The organism is Faecalibacterium sp. BIOML-A4, from assembly GCF_009679665.1.
In the GTDB taxonomy this organism is placed as follows: Bacteria; Bacillota; Clostridia; order Oscillospirales; family Ruminococcaceae; genus Faecalibacterium; species Faecalibacterium taiwanense.
On record NZ_WKZG01000017.1, the window covers coordinates 1 to 16,308 of the forward strand.

General features: G+C 57.8%; 17 protein-coding genes. 8 read left to right on the top strand and 9 right to left on the bottom strand.

Annotated elements, in window-relative coordinates:
• Positions 1-183: 183 nt before the first annotated feature.
• From GKG34_RS11580 to rplM, 3 genes are read right to left on the bottom strand one after another with little or no spacing between them, the layout of a single operon-like run.
• Positions 184-729 carry a hypothetical protein gene (locus GKG34_RS11580; protein ID WP_154256285.1) on the bottom strand — a complete coding sequence of 182 codons (546 nt, stop codon included), beginning with the start codon at positions 727-729 and terminating at the stop codon, positions 184-186.
• A 33-nt stretch (positions 730-762) separates the two neighbouring features.
• On the bottom strand, positions 763-1,161 hold the full coding sequence (gene rpsI, locus GKG34_RS11585; RefSeq protein WP_005938160.1) for a 30S ribosomal protein S9: 399 nt from the start codon (positions 1,159-1,161) through the stop codon (positions 763-765).
• Positions 1,162-1,178: 17 nt separating this feature from the next.
• On the bottom strand, positions 1,179-1,607 hold the full coding sequence (rplM, locus tag GKG34_RS11590) for a 50S ribosomal protein L13 (protein WP_005938158.1): 429 nt from the start codon (positions 1,605-1,607) through the stop codon (positions 1,179-1,181).
• Between the two features lie 310 nt (positions 1,608-1,917).
• On the opposite strand from rplM, the gene GKG34_RS11595 reads away from it, so the two are divergent.
• The 4 genes from GKG34_RS11595 to lepA are packed head-to-tail and all read left to right on the top strand — an operon-like array spanning position 1,918 to position 6,301.
• Positions 1,918-2,487, top strand: a complete 570-nt coding sequence (locus GKG34_RS11595; protein ID WP_005938154.1) for a hypothetical protein — start codon at positions 1,918-1,920, stop codon at positions 2,485-2,487.
• On the top strand, positions 2,484-3,263 hold the full coding sequence (locus tag GKG34_RS11600; protein WP_005938152.1) for a tRNA 2-thiocytidine biosynthesis TtcA family protein: 780 nt from the start codon (positions 2,484-2,486) through the stop codon (positions 3,261-3,263). Before GKG34_RS11595 ends, GKG34_RS11600 begins: the two co-directional genes overlap by 4 nt.
• A gap of 3 nt (positions 3,264-3,266) precedes the next feature.
• Complete coding sequence (gene alr / locus GKG34_RS11605; protein WP_154256287.1) at positions 3,267-4,469, top strand: alanine racemase; 1,203 nt, start codon at positions 3,267-3,269, stop codon at positions 4,467-4,469.
• 20 nt (positions 4,470-4,489) lie between these two features.
• On the top strand, positions 4,490-6,301 hold the full coding sequence (lepA, locus tag GKG34_RS11610) for a translation elongation factor 4 (protein ID WP_097774375.1): 1,812 nt from the start codon (positions 4,490-4,492) through the stop codon (positions 6,299-6,301).
• A 432-nt stretch (positions 6,302-6,733) separates the two neighbouring features.
• Here lepA and GKG34_RS11615 read toward each other — a convergent pair whose 3' ends face one another.
• From GKG34_RS11615 to GKG34_RS11635, 6 genes are read right to left on the bottom strand one after another with little or no spacing between them, the layout of a single operon-like run.
• Positions 6,734-6,985 (bottom strand): phage holin, encoded by a 252-nt coding sequence (locus tag GKG34_RS11615; RefSeq protein WP_005938144.1) that lies wholly within the window; start codon positions 6,983-6,985, stop codon positions 6,734-6,736.
• A 1-nt stretch (position 6,986) separates the two neighbouring features.
• Positions 6,987-7,214, bottom strand: a complete 228-nt coding sequence (locus GKG34_RS11620) for a hypothetical protein (RefSeq protein ID WP_044953283.1) — start codon at positions 7,212-7,214, stop codon at positions 6,987-6,989.
• A gap of 14 nt (positions 7,215-7,228) precedes the next feature.
• On the bottom strand, positions 7,229-7,624 hold the full coding sequence (locus tag GKG34_RS11625) for a D-Ala-D-Ala carboxypeptidase family metallohydrolase (RefSeq protein WP_005938138.1): 396 nt from the start codon (positions 7,622-7,624) through the stop codon (positions 7,229-7,231).
• Positions 7,617-7,730 (bottom strand): CD1375 family protein, encoded by a 114-nt coding sequence (locus GKG34_RS16085; protein ID WP_263287078.1) that lies wholly within the window; start codon positions 7,728-7,730, stop codon positions 7,617-7,619. Before GKG34_RS16085 ends, GKG34_RS11625 begins: the two co-directional genes overlap by 8 nt.
• Positions 7,730-8,122 (bottom strand): hypothetical protein, encoded by a 393-nt coding sequence (locus GKG34_RS11630; RefSeq protein ID WP_154256289.1) that lies wholly within the window; start codon positions 8,120-8,122, stop codon positions 7,730-7,732. Before GKG34_RS11630 ends, GKG34_RS16085 begins: the two co-directional genes overlap by 1 nt.
• A gap of 18 nt (positions 8,123-8,140) precedes the next feature.
• Entirely contained in the window at positions 8,141-9,601 is a 1,461-nt protein-coding gene (locus GKG34_RS11635) for a hypothetical protein (RefSeq protein WP_143405583.1), read from the bottom strand.
• A gap of 759 nt (positions 9,602-10,360) precedes the next feature.
• On the opposite strand from GKG34_RS11635, the gene GKG34_RS11640 reads away from it, so the two are divergent.
• The 4 genes from GKG34_RS11640 (at position 10,361) to glgD (ending at position 16,308) form a co-directional block, all read left to right on the top strand.
• Positions 10,361-11,383 carry a 3D domain-containing protein gene (locus GKG34_RS11640; RefSeq protein ID WP_242702886.1) on the top strand — a complete coding sequence of 341 codons (1,023 nt, stop codon included), beginning with the start codon at positions 10,361-10,363 and terminating at the stop codon, positions 11,381-11,383.
• A 306-nt stretch (positions 11,384-11,689) separates the two neighbouring features.
• Positions 11,690-13,906: a 1,4-alpha-glucan branching protein GlgB gene (glgB, locus tag GKG34_RS11645; RefSeq protein ID WP_154256291.1), complete on the top strand. Its 2,217-nt coding sequence runs from the start codon at positions 11,690-11,692 to the stop codon at positions 13,904-13,906.
• Between the two features lie 87 nt (positions 13,907-13,993).
• Positions 13,994-15,187: a glucose-1-phosphate adenylyltransferase gene (locus GKG34_RS11650; RefSeq protein ID WP_005938116.1), complete on the top strand. Its 1,194-nt coding sequence runs from the start codon at positions 13,994-13,996 to the stop codon at positions 15,185-15,187.
• Complete coding sequence (gene glgD / locus GKG34_RS11655; protein ID WP_154256293.1) at positions 15,181-16,308, top strand: glucose-1-phosphate adenylyltransferase subunit GlgD; 1,128 nt, start codon at positions 15,181-15,183, stop codon at positions 16,306-16,308. The genes GKG34_RS11650 and glgD overlap by 7 nt, the downstream gene beginning before the upstream one ends.

A 16,308-nucleotide genomic window follows, 5' to 3' on the forward strand; every position in this document is an offset into this window, starting at 1 on the left:
GAACACAGAAGTTAAGCTCACTTGTGCCGAAGATAGTTCGCTGGAAACGGCGCGTGAAAATAGGTAGTCGCCGACTTGAACAAAAACGCTTCAGAAGAAATTCTGAAGCGTTTTTCTTTTGCCGGAAAGCTTTGTCAAATCTTTTTCTCCGGGTTTATACAGGGATGCTGGTATCAAAAAATATCAGAGTGCCGGCGGCGTCCAGATTTCTCCGCCTTCCTCCCCATCATGTTTTTTGGCAAAAATCACCATATAGTCTGCCGCTTCACCTTGTCCATCTGCGGCCTCCTGCTTCACAATTTCAACGCAGTACTCAACAGTATTGCCATTGTATTGATAATAATACAGAAAATTTGCCACCAATGCATTCGCAGCTCTTTTCCACGCCTGCGGATCAACAGCATTCTCCGGCATGGAAAAGACAGCCGTTCCGAATCCGTCGTCACCGACAGTTACATCTGTCGGCCAAATATGGGTTACATTCTGAGGCTCAAAGACATCCGTGTATCCAGCCTCAACTTCCTTAAGATATGCCTCCAGAATGGCCCGTGCTTTTACGCCCAGCGCTTTGTTTTCGACCAGATTATAAGAATCCTCGCTTTGCTCAACTGCCGCTTTCAGTGCAGTCTTTACTGCATTTTTTGTCTGCTCTGAACTGCTGATGCCGCTGGGCCAGCAGCCTGTCAGTGCAGTCGCAGAAAACTTGCAATAAAAAAGCAGCTCTGCCAAGGCAGAGCTGCAAAGTTTGCAATACGGGTAAAATCAGCGCTTAGAGAACTGAGGTGCACGACGGGCAGCCTTCAGACCGTATTTCTTACGTTCCTTCATACGAGGATCGCGGGTCAGGAAGCCTTCCTTCTTCAGAGCAGCACGGTTCTCCTCGTTCTGCTGCAGCAGAGCGCGGCTCAGGCCGTGGCGGATAGCGCCAGCCTGACCGGAAACACCGCCGCCGGAAACGCGGACGACGACATCGTACTTGCCCTCCAGGCCCAGCAGGACCAGCGGAGAACGGACGATCAGCTTCAGGGTCTCCAGACCAAAGTAGTTGTCGATATCACGATCGTTGATGGTGATCTTGCCAGTGCCGGTGTAAACACGAACGCGGGCAACGGAATCCTTACGACGACCAGTGCCGTAGAAATAAGGTTTGGTTTCGTACATGTTCGATTGCCTCCTTCTTAGAACTCGATCTTCTCGGGCTTCTGAGCTGCGTGAGCGTGCTCGGCACCCTGGTAGCAGTGCAGGCGGGTCAGAGCCTTAGCACCGATGGTGTTGGAAGGGATCATGCCCTTGACAGCGTAGGTCATGGCCAGATCGCTGTGCTCAGCCATCAGCTTGCTGTACTGGACCTTCTTCAGGCCGCCGATGTACTTGCTGTGGGTGATGTGGAACTTCTGCTCAGCCTTCTTGCCGGTCAGAACAGCCTGATCGCAGTTGATGACAACAACGAAATCGCCGCAGTCCACGTTGGGGGTATAATCGACCTTCTGCTTGCCGCGCAGCAGAACAGCGGCCTCAGCAGCGACGTGGCCCAGGCTCTTGCCGGCAGCGTCGAGCAGGTACCACTTGCGCTCGACTTCAGCGGGCTTCACGAGAGTAGTGCTCATATCTATTTCCTCCTGATAAGCTTTTTGTACGTTTCAGGCGCCTTTCTGGGGCGCGAGTGTCAGTATACATCATAAAAAGGTGCCTGTCAACAGCATTTTTTGATTTTTTCATTGTAATTTTTTCAATCTTGCAAAATCTCACGTTTTCTCTTGAATTCTCATTATTTCTAAAAACGCATTTTCTGCAAAATTTTCTGCCCACGGCCGCACATTTTCTGCCGCTGCCCGCTACAATTTTGTCTGCCGGTGTGGTATACTATAAAGGATATGGCAGCTTTTGCTGCGCACTGATACAAGGAGAATTTTTTACATGCCAAACGACATCGACCACAACGCCTCTGCCCAGCGCCGCACCTCCAAGCTTCTGGCCGCTATGGGCATCTTTGTTGCTCTGGGCATCATTGCTTACATTATTTTAACGCTGCTGGTCAACCGCAGCGTGCCCGCAAACCCGGACACCCACTACACCGGCACAAACGGCGTTTCCGTCTACTATGACAGTTCCATCTGGAAGGTATGCCAGATGACCGAGGACAGCACCCTTGGTACCGTGCTGGAACTCGCCACGGCAGACAGCGCCGACGGTGAGGACTACGAAGCTGTGCTGCTGCAGCGCGGCACTGCCGACAGCTACGCGGACTTTATCGATGCGTCCGAGAAGGACCTCAAGCAGGCCTATGGCGTCATCAAGCCCCGCAAGGTGAACCTGACCGTGGACGGTGCCGAGGTGGAGGCCGTGCGCTGCGACATTCAGGCGTATTATGCGGTGCTGGCCACCATTACCTACCCCAGCGGTGACGTGGTGTATGTTTCCGGCCTGACCAAACTGGCCTCCATCAACGACATTGTGAATCTTGTGGAAAGTGTGACCCTGTCATGAGCAGTTCCCGTGCGATGCAGCGTCTGTGCGGCCTGATGCGCAAGGCTGTGCAGGACTATGAAATGATCGCCCCTGGCGATAAAGTGATGGTGGGCGTTTCCGGCGGCAAGGACAGCGTGGCCCTTACCATCGGCCTTGCCGAACTGCGCAAGTACATCGGCTTTGATTTTACGGTGCAGGCCGTCACGCTGGACCCGCAGTTCGGCGGCAGGCCCATGGATTACACCGTATTGCAGGAGCTGTTTGCCCAGTACGATATCCCCTATGAGATCCGCCGTACCGAGATCGGCCCTGTAGTGTTCGACTACCGCAAGGAGAAGAACCCCTGCGCCCTGTGCGCCAAGCTGCGGCGCGGCGCGCTGCACACGGCAGCGCAGGAACTGGGCTGCAACAAGGTGGCGCTGGGCCACCATCTGGACGATGCCGTGGAGACCTTTTACATGAATCTCTGGCGGGAGGGCCGCATCGGCTGCTTCTCGCCGGTCACTTATCTTTCGCGCCGGGACCTCACCCTCATCCGGCCCATGCTGCTGGCCACCGAGCAGGAGGTCATTTCCGCAGTGAACGCCGAGGGGCTGCCCATCGTCAAGAGCGTCTGCCCTGCCGACGGCGTGACCGTGCGCGAACAGACCAAGGAGTTCGTCAAGGAGCGCTGCCGCACCGACCACGCTTTCCGCCAGAAAACCCTGCACGCACTGCAGGAGAGCGGCATCGATGGCTGGCGGCCCGTCCACACCGGGCGCGGCAGCTTTGCAATTACAAACGAGGAAGAATGAATCATGAAGACTCAACCTTTTGAAAAACACGTCTGGGCCGAGATCGACCTCGATGCCCTGCGGCATAACTTCCGGGCCGTCAAAGCCCGGGCCGGTGAACTGCCGCTGTGCGCGGTGGTCAAGGCCGACAGCTATGGCCACGGCGCTGTGCAGTGTGCCCGCGTTTTTGCGCAGGAGGGTGCAGCATGGCTGGCAGTGAGCTGCCTGACCGAGGCCGTGCAGCTGCGTCAGGACGGGCAGACTCTGCCCATCCTTATTTTGGGCCATGTTCAGCCGGAGTACGCCCAGACCCTCATCCACGAGGATATCACCGTAGCGTGCTACTCCACCGAACAGGCGCAGAACCTTTCCGCTGCTGCCGTAAAGGCAGGCGGCAGAGTAAAGATCCACCTCAAGGCAGATACCGGCATGGGCCGCATCGGCTTTGCCCTGCGCACCGATTTTGATGCCGCCATCCGCGAAATGCTGGCTGTGTGTGTGCTGCCGGGCCTTGAGATGACCGGCCTGTTCCAGCACTTCTCGGTGGCCGACGACACCGCCGAAGAGAACGTTGCCTACACCGCGGAGCAGCACGCACTGTTCGTCAGAGCGTTCCATGCGCTCAAGGCGGCAGGCCGCGAGCCGCAGACCGTCCACTGTGACAACTCTGCGGGCGTGATGCTGCACCCGGACTGGCCCGAGGGATTGGCCCGGGAGCGCTGCATGGCGCGGCCCGGCATCATCCTCTACGGCTACGACCCCAGCGACGAGGTGCGCTTTGGGCAGTTCCGGCCGGTGATGACCCTCAAGACCGTGGTGAGCATGGTCAAGGAAATGCAGCCCGGTCAGAGCGCCAGCTATGGCCGCCGCTTCACCGCCGATAAGCCCACGCTGGTGGCCACCCTGTGCACCGGTTATGCGGACGGTTATCCCCGCCAGCTGAGCTGCGGCAAGGGCATCGTGGAGATCCACGGCAAGGCCTGCCCGGTGCTGGGCCGCGTGTGCATGGACCAGATGATGGTGGATGTGACCGGTATCCCGGACATCCACGAGGGCGACGAAGCCATCCTGTGGGGCGGCAGCGTCAGTGATACTGCCGAGACCATCGCCCGCAAGACCGACACCATTTCCTACGAGGTGCTGTGCGGCGTGTCCCGCCGCGTGCCCCGCGTCTACCTCGAGCACGGAAAGATCGTGGATGTCGAGGACTGGATACTGGAAGCTTAAATTTCTCCCGGAGGAACTACATGGCAAGAGACAATATCCGCAATTTCTGCATCATTGCACACATCGACCACGGCAAATCCACCCTGTCGGACCGTATTCTGGAGCTGACCAAGAGTGTGGACGAGCGCACCATGGAAGACCAGATTTTGGACAACATGGACATTGAGCGCGAGCGCGGCATCACCATCAAGGCCCGCGCTGTCACCATGAACTATACCGCCAAGGACGGCAAGACCTACGAGTTCAACCTCATCGATACCCCGGGCCACGTGGACTTTGCCTACGAGGTCAGCCGCAGTCTGGCCGCCTGCGAGGGCGCCATCCTTGTGGTGGATGCCACCCAGGGCGTGGAAGCTCAGACGCTGGCCAACACCTACATGGCGCTGGAGCATGATCTGGAACTGGTGCCCATCCTGAATAAGATCGACCTGCCCAGCGCCCACCCGGACGAGGTGGCGCAGGAGGTGGAGGACGTGATCGGCCTGCCCTGTCTGGATGCGCCCCGCGTCTCTGCCAAGACCGGCCTGAATGTGGATCAGGTGCTGGAGCGTGTCGTCACCGACATTCCTGCTCCCACTGGCGACCCGGATGCCCCGCTGAAGGCGCTGATCTTCGACAGCATCTACGACAGCTACAAGGGCGTTATCGTCTATATCCGTGTGTTTGAGGGCACCGTGAAGCCCGGCGATACCATCCGCATGATGGCCACCGGCGCGGAGTTCACGCTGGTAGAAGTGGGCCACATGGGTGCTACCAACCTTTCTCCCTGTGCCCAGCTGCAGGCTGGTGAGGTCGGCTATCTGACCGCCAGCATCAAGACCGTGCAGGACACCCGCGTGGGCGATACCGTCACGCTGGCCAATAATCCCACCGCCGAAGCACTGCCCGGCTACCGTCAGGTCAAGCCCATGGTGTTCTGCGGCATCTACCCCGCCGACGGTGCCAAGTACCCGGATCTGAAGGATGCACTGGAAAAGCTGCAGTTGAACGACGCCTCCCTCACCTTTGAGCTGGAGACCAGCGCCGCGCTGGGCTTCGGTTTCCGCTGCGGCTTCCTTGGCCTGCTGCACATGGAGATCATCACCGAGCGTCTGGAACGCGAGTTCGATCTGGATATCATCACCACCACGCCCAGCGTGCGCTACCGCCTTACCCTGACCGACGGCACTGTGGAGATGATCGACAATCCTTCCAGCTACCCCGACCCCTCCAACATCGTCAAGCAGGAAGAGCCTTTTGTGGATGTTCACCTGTACACCCCCAACGACTATGTGGGCGGCCTGATGGATCTGTGCCAGAACAAGCGCGGCGTGCTGATCGACATGAAGTATCTGGACGATGTGCGGGTTGATCTGCACTATGCTCTGCCGCTGGGCGAGATCGTGTACGACTTCTTTGATGCCATCAAGAGCCGCAGCCGGGGCTACGCCAGCTACGATTACGAGTTTAAGGAGTACCGCGAGAGCGACCTTGTCAAGCTGGACTTCCTGCTCAATGGCGACCCTGTGGACGCGCTGTCCATGATCGTGTTCCGCGATAACGCTTACGCCAAGGGCCGCCGCATCTGCGAAAAGCTGCGGGATAACATCCCCCGCAACCTGTTCGAGATCCCGGTACAGGCCGCCATCGGCGGAAAGATCATTGCCCGTGAAACGGTCAAGGCCATGCGCAAGGACGTGCTTGCCAAGTGCTACGGCGGCGACATCTCCCGCAAAAAGAAGCTGCTGGAAAAGCAGAAGGAAGGCAAAAAGAAGATGCGTCAGCTGGGCAGCGTTTCCCTGCCCAGTGAAGCCTTTACCGCTGTGCTCAAGCTGGACAGCGACGACGATTAAACTTTATAGATCAAAGAGAACCCGCGCTCTGGTATGCTGCAATGCACCCAGCGCGCGGGTTCTATCTGTTTTTTCACAATCTCAGTTTACAACAAAAAATGAGATAGGCACCCCCTTTCGGGGAAACCTATCTCATTTTTTGTTGGGACTATTTTGCAACAGCCCCTTTACGTTGGGGCGTCAGGGGGCGCTTACAGTCTCTTGACTGCTCTTTTCCGATTTGCTTCTGCCCGGATTATACATGATTTCAGTGCGAAAGTCATCGAAACCTGCGCGAAACGTTCTTGAATCTGCGTGAACGAATCATCCGGGCAGCAAAAAAAGCCCCGGAAAGGCTGTCTGGGTGCCTTCCGGGGCTGCTGTGAAAGATGACTGCATCAGTAATACTTTTCAGTCAAAAAGTACTACTGATACACTGCTTCGAGGGCTTTCTCACTCACTTTTCTGCTTCAGGCGGGCGTATTCGGCATCGGCCTGAATGGCTGCAGAGGTGAAGCTGTTGTTGTTCCACCAGCTGATCAGCGCGGCCACGGTGGTGATGCCGGCGGTCACCAGCTGTTCCACAGTCTGGCTCTCAATGGGCAGCATAGGTTTGCCCAGAGCGCTCAGCACCTGATTGGTCAGGGCAAGCAGCAGCACAGCGGTGCGGGCGATGGTGGCGGCAGAAATTTTACCAAAGTTCATATCAATTCCTCACTTTCTCATTTTGTTCAAGGTCAGCGATGCGGTGGTTGGCCACCTTCATCTGTTCTTCTAAAATCGGTACGCGGCGGGCAAAATTGTTATGCTCGCGCACCTCGCGGGTCAGCTCTTCGAGCTTGGTGTCGGTCACGGCCTGACTGCGGCTGTTGGCGATCAGCACGCCGATCAGGGTCACGGCCCCGGCAATGACAGCGGATAAGATCGTTTCCATTCCGTTCACCGCCTTTACCCGGCCCACCGGCTTTTTGCTTTGCGCACATCCACATGGACAAAGCCTTTTGCGGGGTAGCGGCCGATGCCGCCGGTGCCGGGCAGCAGGGTCTCGGCGTAGGCGGCAAGCTGCTCCACCGGCACGCCGGACACCCGGATATCCGCGGCACGGCCATACTGATGCTGGCTGTAAACCGCCCCGCCCACAGCCCTGTTGTGTGCAGCGGTGCGGTAGCCGCTGGTAATGACCACCGGTGCGCCAAAATGGTCACGGATGGCCTGCAGCACCTGCACCAGTTCGCTGTCCACAAACAAAGGGTCGGTGCCGTCTTTGCAGGCAAATTCCTTTGCGCGGAAGCTGCGGCTCAGCAGCGTTTCGCCATCCCTTGCGCGGGAGTAAACGTTAAGCATGGCCGTCCTCCTGCAGCAGCGCTGCCACGGCATCCCTCAGCCGGGCGGGCACATCCTCCAGCGTTTTGATGCCCTTGCGGATCAGGGCCGCATAGATCCTTGCCATTACACACCACCTCCTTCGTACAGTTCACACAGGGCCAGCTGCAGGTCGGTCAGCTGGCAGGTCAGGCTGGCAATCGTCTCGGGCAGACGGGCTGCTTCCTCGGCCTGCCGGCGCTCTTTTTCCCGCGCGGCCAATTCTTCTTCCGTATAGCGGATGTATCTCTGCACCGGCACCTGTTCGGTCCATGCGGCCTGCGCAGGCACGCCCGGCACGTCGATGACCTTCCGCACATCCCTGCCGCCGCCGGGATACTCCGTTACGGTCTCGTAGTGGCTCACTTCCTCCACGCCTTCCACGGCGGGGTGCTCCACTGGCTCGGTGTCGTCCACCAGATACCCAAGCGTCAGGTCAGGGTTTTCAATGGCTGCACCGTTCTCGTCAATGATCTTCATGGTTCAAAACCTCCTTTCTCAGGCCACGCGCCGCCAGATGTGCACATAGTAGGCGGCAGGCTGCACGGTGGCGCTGCGGCCGTAGATGGCATTAGACTTGGATGCATCCAGACTGAACTTATATACATCAGAAAAGGAATTGTATTCGCCCGTAGATGCGATCACGTTGCCGGCAGTGAATGCGCCGGATACCTTATGTTCACCCTTTTTTACATCCGCGACAAAAGAGCCTGTGATGTTCGGCAGTCCGGCCTTTACTGTGGTGCCCGCTGCGTGGCTGCTGCTGGCACCCATCAGCACGCGCTCCGATGCGATCTGCTCCCATGTGCCGCCAAACAGGGCGGCAGGGCTGGTGGGGTCGGTGCTCTGGTAGATGCTGCCCACCGGGTAGGCAGCGGAGCTGGGTGCGGCCAGCAGAGCATCGACATCTTCCTTTGTATAATAGGAAGAAAAATCGGCACCGAAGGTGCGCAGGGCGTTTGCCTTTTCGGCAGCGGTCCATTCCCCGGCGGCTGCGGCGGTGGTCAGAGCCTTCTTCACGCCATAAGGCAGCAGGGCTGCGGTCAGCGGCAGAAGTGCATCCGTCATGCTGTCCAGCTGTTCGCGGGCAGCTGGTGCGATGATCAGGGTTCCGTCGCTGCGCACGTTGATGCCGCAGGCGGGGTCCACCCGCACTGCGCCGGGGGCCGAAGCCGTGGGCACCGTGCTGCTGCGCAGATAGGGCGACAGATCCGGCATGGCGGCAGTATCGGTCAACACGGCCCCGGTGTTGGGGTCCACGCTCAGCACCCGAAGCAGCTGGCCGGAGACCGGAACTGCCGGGCAGGGAAGCGCCCCCACATCCTGCGCCGTCAGTTTTACGATGCCGCTTTTGCCGTTCACGCTCACTACCTGACCGTCGGTAGGCACCAGCTCCTCTGCCCGTGCGGCAGCAGCCTCGGCACGGGCTGCACAGCGGGATGCAGCGGCACTGTCGGCGCTGGTGCGCTGTGCCGCGGTCTGGGCCTGTGCCGCATTGGATGCCGTGCTTGCAGCACTGGCTGCGGCACGCTGCGCGGCGGTGGAAGCGGTACTGGCACTTTCCAGCACACGCGCCACGAACTGCTCATACTGCGAGGGCGGCAGCTCTTCCGCGCCGCCGTCGGTGGGCAGGATGGCGTAGGTGTCGTAGCTGCCGGGCCGGGTATAGGCGGCGTAGCCGCTGGCATCGATGGCTGCCAGCATCCACTGTCCGCCGGTGCTTCCGGTCAGGCGGCGGTCCACGGTGACGCAGTGCTGCGTGTCCAGTGAGACCGGTGCCAGCAGGGTGCCGTCGCTGCGGCGCAGGTAGAGCGCAACGGTGCACCCGGCCCATGCTTCCGGCAGCGTGAAGCACAGCTCGTCCACACCGGCAGCGTTCTGTGCACCGAGGTGCAGGCGGTGCGGCTGGGACAGAAATTCAGTGCCGCCGCACTGCCTTTGAATGATCTTGATGTTCACTTGAAAACCTTCCTTTCTGTTTTTTGTTTGATTGTACAGCCGCTGCCCGGCAGCTGCCAGTGTGGTCTTTTGCTGCACAAATTTCTGTGCTTCGGCATTTTGCCGGGAGGCGCTTTTCATGAGTAATTCGCACAGTTCTTTGTGGGTGAAAAATGGGATGAAAAAGAGGTGGCTTTGTACGGAAAACCAGCGATTTTTGGCCGCTTGCCGCATGGGAAAACGAACCCAAAAGTGCAGTTTCCGGTGCAAAAAGTCCAAAATAAATGTTAAAAATTCGTGAACAAAACACCCCAGAAAACAGGTCGAAAATCGGAAGGAAATAACCGAAAAAACAATATTTTGGAGAAAACAATGTTAAAGTTGCACAAAAAACAACGTCAAAAAACTAACAAAGTATGAGAAGGTGATTTGACAAATGGCCATTGGACTGGTAAAATAAGAGCCGCTCAACGGAACCAACAGACGTTGCAGCGTTTAAAAATTATCTGGATGAAGTAAAAAGCCGTCTTATATACGGCGCGGCGCGGGCAGATGGGGTCCGGGCCGGGAGGGTAACTGCACCCTCCGCAGCGGAGTCCAAATTGTATACGATGCTCGATTTTACCAAAAAGAGGGCATCGTATTTGATTGTGGGGCCAGATGGCTTCTGCCCGCCCCGCAGTCCGGGCGGCCGGGGCATGAAAAACATGTCCGCAGCCGCAGCCAATTTTGAAAAGAGAGGAGTTGTCTCGTATCGCTTCCGTAAAATTGAAGAAAGCATTGTCTGACTGCAAGCATGCAGTCTCTCCCCGTGTGCTGGCGTTTTGTGTCATGGTCGTGTGCCTTGTGGCTACACTCAGTGTGACCGCTGCGAATCTGCGGCTGACCTACGTCACAGACTCCAATGGTGCCCGGCAGGTGATCCTTACCTCCGAGACCGACCCTGCACAGGTTATGAACCTTTCCGGCATCCAGTCCGAAGAGGGCGATCAGGTCTATTACACGGCCTACAGCGGCAATCTTGCCGCCCTGAACATTGAGCGCGCATTCTCCGTCAGCATCACTGCCGACGGTCAGGAGTACCCCGTCAAAATGGTGTTCGGCACCGTGGCGGATGCCCTGAAGCGTGCCGGTATCACCCTGGAGGGTGACGACTACACCGAGCCTGCTCTGGACCAGCTGGTGAGCGCAGGTTCCACCATCACGGTGCACCGCGTGGACTACACCGACCGTGTGGAGACGCAGGCCATCCCCTACGATACCGAGTACGTCTACACCAGCCTGTATTTCCGCAACACCGGCCGCGCCACCACGGTGCGCCATGGTGCGGAAGGCCAGCAGACTATCACCACCCGCGACCGCTATGTGGACGGCGAGCTGGAAAACAGCATCGTGGTGGATTCCACCACCACTGTGGAGCCGACCAACCACATCGTAAAGACCTATGGCGCAGGCGCGCCGGTCTCCCCGCTGACCGGCCCGGACGGCACCACCAATGCACCCGCCTCTTACAGCAAGGTGCTCACCGGCAAGGCCACCGGCTACTATTCCAAGACCGGCAAGGGTTCTTCCGGTCTGGGTCTGGGCTACGGCACTGTGGCTGTGGACCCGGATGTGATCCCCTACGGCACCAAGCTGTATATCACCTCCACCGACGGCAAGTTCGTGTACGGCTATGCGGTGGCTACCGATACCGGCATCGCCGTGCAGAAGGGCCAGATTCTTGTGGACCTGTTCTACGAGACCTACGCCGAGAGCGTGATCAATGGAGCCATTCAGGTGAATGTCTACGTGGTGGACTGAGCAGGCTGAAAAGAACCGGGGAAACCGGAACTGAAAATTTTCAACAGAAACAGAGAGCTTCTGTACACCTTCCCTTTGGGAGGGTGCGCAGAGGCTCTTTTTTATTGTCAGATTGGCAGGATTCACCATAAAATTTGTAAAAATTTGGCGGGTATGTATATAAGGAAAAAATATCAACGAAAAGATTATGGTAAATTTTACAGTAAAATGCGGCGAAACTCTTGAAAAACAGACCGAAATTCTTTAATATAAAAGGGTAAAAAGCTACAGGTGCGCTTTGTGCATCTGTACGGGGAGGAGCAGTCTATGAAACCGACCGAGGAGAAGATCCAGAGCAATGCATCGGACCTGCCGGTGTATCTGTTCAAACAGGGCAATAACTGTGAAGCATACCGCTACTTTGGCGCACACATGGAAACGCGTGCCGGTGAAGCAGGTGTGGTGTTCCGCGTGTGGGCACCCCATGCTGTAGCCATCAGCGTGGTGGGCGACTTTAACAGCTGGAAGCCGGGCAGCCACCCGATGCGCAAGGTGGATGGCGATTCCGTATGGGAATTGTTCATCCCGGGCATGAAGGAATATGATGTTTATAAATACTGCGTGACCACCCGCGCAGGTGATCTGGTCTATAAGGCCGATCCCTATGCGTTCCACGCCGAGACCCGCCCGTCCAACGGCAGCAAGGTCTACGATATCAGTGGTTTTGCGTGGCACGATGATGCATGGCAGGCAGCACAGAAAAAGGCTGATGTGATCAACAGCCCGATGAATATTTACGAGATGCACGCCGGCAGCTGGAAGATGAAGGAGGGCGGTAAGCCCTACAATTATTCCGAGCTGGCAGACGAGCTGATCCCGTATATCACAGAGATGGGCTATACCCATGTGGAACTGCTGCCGGTCATGGAATATCCGTTTGACGGCAGCTGGGGCTATCAGGTCACCGGCTATTTTGCACCCACCAGCCGCTACGGCACCCCCAAGGACCTGATGGCCTTTGTGGATAAGCTCCATGCCGCCGGCATTGGTGTGATCATGGACTGGGTGCCTGCTCACTTCCCGAAGGATCAGTTCGGCCTGTACAACTTTGATGGCGAAGCCTGCTACGAGGACCCGAATCCGAAGCGCGGCGAACATAAGGAGTGGGGCACCATGGTGTTCGACTTCGGCCGCAGCGAGGTGCAGAGCTTCCTGATCTCCAGCGCACTGTATTGGCTGGAGCAGTACCATATCGACGGTCTGCGCGTGGACGCGGTGGCATCCATGCTGTATCTGGACTATAACCGCAAGCAGGGCGAGTGGGAGCCGAACAAGGACGGCGGCAAGGAAAATCTGGAGGCTGTTGCTTTCCTGCGCAAGCTGAACGACACCGTGCTGGGCCGTCACCCCCACAAGTACATGATCGCGGAAGAATCCACTGCATGGCCCATGGTCACAAAGCCTGCATCGGACGGCGGCCTTGGTTTCAACTTCAAGTGGAACATGGGCTGGATGAACGATATGCTCAGCTACATGAAGACTGACCCGCTCTTCCGTTCCGGCAACCACAACAAGGTCACCTTCAGCTTCTTCTACGCCTTCAGCGAGAACTTTGTGCTGCCCATCAGCCACGATGAGGTGGTGCACGGCAAGGGCAGCCTGATCAACAAGATGCCCGGCGAGTACGACGCCAAGTTTGCAAACCTGCGCACCTTCTTTGGCTACATGATGGCCCACCCGGGCAAGAAGCTGCTGTTCATGGGTCAGGAGTTCGGCCAGTTCGCCGAGTGGAACGAGACAAAGCCGCTGGACTGGATGCTGCTGGGCTACGATAAGCACACCGAGCTGCAGACCTACGTCAAGACCCTGAACGCCTTCTACAAGGAGCACCCCGCCTTCTGGCAGGTGGATTACAGCTGGGAGGGCTTCCAGTGGATCGTGCCGGATGACTCGCAGCAGAGCGTCATCGCCTTCCTGCGCAAGGACACTTCCGGCAAGCAGATCCTTGTGGTGTGCAACTTCAACCCCGTCCTGCGCGAGGGCTACACTCTGGGCGCACCGGTGGCAGGCTCCTACAAGGAGATCCTGAACAGCGACGATGCAGAGTTCGGCGGTTCCGGCGCAGTCCACAACAAGGCCGTGCGCACCCACAAAAAGCCGATGCACGGGTTTGAGCAGAGCATCACCATCACCCTGCCGCCCATGAGCACCCTGTATTTTGAAGTGCCCGCCAAGCGCACCCGCAAGGCCGCAGCGGACAAGACCGATAAGGCGGGAAAAAAGACCGCAGCCAAAAAGGCAAAGACCGCTGCGGAGAAAGCTGCAGCAAAGGTGGTAAAGAAGCCGGGCCGCAAGCCCAAGGCAGAAGCTGCCGCTGCAGAGGAAAAGCCGGTGAAAAAGACCGCCCGCAAGGCAAAGGTTGAGCCGGAAAAGGCCGAGGAAGCACCCAAAAAGCGCGGACGCAAGCCCAAGGCAGAGGCAGAACCCAAGGCGGAAAAAGCACCCGCAAAACGCACCCGCAAACCGAAGGAGCCCAAGGAATGACCCGGCACTTCGGCCGACCCATACCGCACATGTTGACGCTCATTTCCGAACAACGGAAATGTTAATGTTAAAGGGGAGAATAAAGCTATGGCAAAAGAAATTGTGGCAATGATCCTTGCCGGTGGACGTGGCTCGCGCTTGTACGCGCTGACACAGAAAACGGCAAAACCCGCAGTGTCCTTCGGCGGTAAGTACCGCATCGTGGACTTCCCGCTGTCCAACTGCGTGAACTCCAACATCGACACCGTTGGCATCGCGACCCAGTATCAGCCCCAGAAGCTGAACGAGTACATCGGCAATGGCCAGCCCTGGGATCTGGATCGTCTGCACGGCGGCGTGCACACCCTGCCGCCCTACGAGCAGGCAAAGGGTACCGACTGGTACAAGGGCACTGCAAACGCCATCTACCAGAACATTGGCTTCATCGACAGCTACGATCCCGAGTATGTGATCATCCTGTCCGGCGACCAGATCTGCAAGCAGGACTATGCCGACTTCCTGCGCTTCCACAAGGAAAAGGGCGCAGAGTTCTCTGTGGCTGTTATGGAAGTGGACTGGAAGGAAGCTTCCCGCTTCGGCCTGATGGTGGCTGACGAGAACGACCGCATCACCGAGTTCCAGGAGAAGCCCCCGGTACCCAAGTCCAATCTGGCTTCCATGGGCATCTACATCTTCAACTGGGATGTGCTGAAGAAGTATCTGGAAGAGGACGAAGCAGACCCCAACTCCAAGAACGACTTTGGCATGAACATCATCCCCGCCCTGCTGCGCGACGGCCGCAAGATGTACGCCTACCGCTTTGCCGGTTACTGGCGTGACGTGGGCACCATCGACAGCCTGTGGGAAGCCAACATGGAAGTGCTGGATCCCGAAAACTCCGGCATCGATATCTTCGACGAGAAGTGGAAGATCTACAGCCGCAACCCGGTCCTGCCTCCGCAGAAGATTGGTCCCCGCGCTGTGGTGCAGGATTCCCTCGTCACGGAGGGCTGCAAGATCTACGGCAATGTGCATCACTCTGTGCTGAGCGCAGGCGTTGTTGTGGAAGAGGGCGCTACCGTTGAGGACGCAGTCCTGATGGACGGCGTTGTGGTCAAGGCTGGTGCTGTTGTCAAGCGCTGCATCCTGGCGGAGGATGTTGTGGTCGGTGCAGGTGCACGAGTGGGCGGCGATGGCCCCATTGCCCATGTGGGCACCGGCCTGACCGTCGGCGCAGGCGCAACCGTCAAGGAAGGTGCCAAAGTCTTTGAATCCGTCAAGGAGGGTATGGAAGTATGCTGAGCCAGAACACCAATGCGTTGGGTATTATTTTCCCCAACAGTTATGATAATACCGTCCCCGAGCTGGTGACCGAGCGCGCAATGGCTTCGATCCCCTTCGCGGGCCGCTACCGTATGGTGGACTTTGTTCTGTCCAGCATGGCAAACTGCGGTATCTCCAATGTCTCCATCGTGGTGCGCAAAAACTACCACTCCCTGATGGATCATCTGGGCACCGGCCGTGAGTGGGATATGGCCCGCCGTCACGGCGGCCTGAACATCGTGCCGCCTTTCGCTGAGAAGGGCGTGCGCATCTATTCCGGCCGTGTGGAAGCTCTGGGCTCTATCATGAACTTCCTGGAGAACCAGAAGGAAAAGTACGTGGTCATGAGCGACGCCAATGTTGCCCTGAACTACGACTTCAACGCCCTGCTGGCCGCCCATCAGGCAAGCGGTGCCGATGTGACCGTCGCTTACCAGAAGACCGAGATCCCCGAGGGCCGCAAGAATGACAACTACACCCTGACCGTTGATGCCGACGGCCGTGTGACCGAGCTGCTGTTCAACGATTACCGCCCCGGCGTGCAGAACCTTGACCTGAACATCTATGTTCTGGAGCGCGAGACCCTGCTCAAGCTGGTCCGGGATGCGACCTCCCGCGGTCTGATCTACTTCGAACGCGATATTCTGGCCCACAATGTCAACATCCTGAACATCCACGCTCTGGAGTACACCGGCTATGTGGCACATGTCTGTGACATGAAGAGCTACTTCGACGAGAACCTCAAGCTGACCGATGACGAGAATCTGGAAAAACTGTTCCCCAAGAAGAGCCCGGTCTACACTAAGATCCGCGACGACAACCCCACCCGCTATGTGCCGGGCTGCAAGGTGACCGATTCCATTCTGGCCGACGGCTGCGTCATCGAGGGCACGGTGGAGAACTGTGTGCTGTTCCGCGGCGTCAAGGTCAAGAAGGGTGCCGTCGTCAAGAACTGCGTGCTGATGCAGGACACCGTTGTGGAAGCCAATGCCGAGCTGGATTGCGTTGTTACCGATAAGAACGTGAAGATCACCGCCGGCAAGAAGCTGTCCGGCACCGAGAGCTTCCCGGTGTACGTGCAGAAGAACCACACCGTCTGA

Coding starts and splice junctions, on each gene's coding strand:
- glgB (WP_154256291.1), top strand. CDS start 11,690: ATGAAACCGACCGAGGAGAAGATCCAGAGCAATGCATCGGACCTGCCG.
- GKG34_RS11615 (WP_005938144.1), bottom strand. CDS start 6,985: ATGAACTTTGGTAAAATTTCTGCCGCCACCATCGCCCGCACCGCTGTG.
- alr (WP_154256287.1), top strand. CDS start 3,267: ATGAAGACTCAACCTTTTGAAAAACACGTCTGGGCCGAGATCGACCTC.
- rplM (WP_005938158.1), bottom strand. CDS start 1,607: ATGAGCACTACTCTCGTGAAGCCCGCTGAAGTCGAGCGCAAGTGGTAC.
- GKG34_RS11595 (WP_005938154.1), top strand. CDS start 1,918: ATGCCAAACGACATCGACCACAACGCCTCTGCCCAGCGCCGCACCTCC.
- lepA (WP_097774375.1), top strand. CDS start 4,490: ATGGCAAGAGACAATATCCGCAATTTCTGCATCATTGCACACATCGAC.
- GKG34_RS16085 (WP_263287078.1), bottom strand. CDS start 7,730: ATGGCAAGGATCTATGCGGCCCTGATCCGCAAGGGCATCAAAACGCTG.
- rpsI (WP_005938160.1), bottom strand. CDS start 1,161: ATGTACGAAACCAAACCTTATTTCTACGGCACTGGTCGTCGTAAGGAT.
- GKG34_RS11630 (WP_154256289.1), bottom strand. CDS start 8,122: ATGAAGATCATTGACGAGAACGGTGCAGCCATTGAAAACCCTGACCTG.
- GKG34_RS11650 (WP_005938116.1), top strand. CDS start 13,994: ATGGCAAAAGAAATTGTGGCAATGATCCTTGCCGGTGGACGTGGCTCG.
- GKG34_RS11600 (WP_005938152.1), top strand. CDS start 2,484: ATGAGCAGTTCCCGTGCGATGCAGCGTCTGTGCGGCCTGATGCGCAAG.
- GKG34_RS11625 (WP_005938138.1), bottom strand. CDS start 7,624: ATGCTTAACGTTTACTCCCGCGCAAGGGATGGCGAAACGCTGCTGAGC.
- glgD (WP_154256293.1), top strand. CDS start 15,181: ATGCTGAGCCAGAACACCAATGCGTTGGGTATTATTTTCCCCAACAGT.
- GKG34_RS11620 (WP_044953283.1), bottom strand. CDS start 7,214: ATGGAAACGATCTTATCCGCTGTCATTGCCGGGGCCGTGACCCTGATC.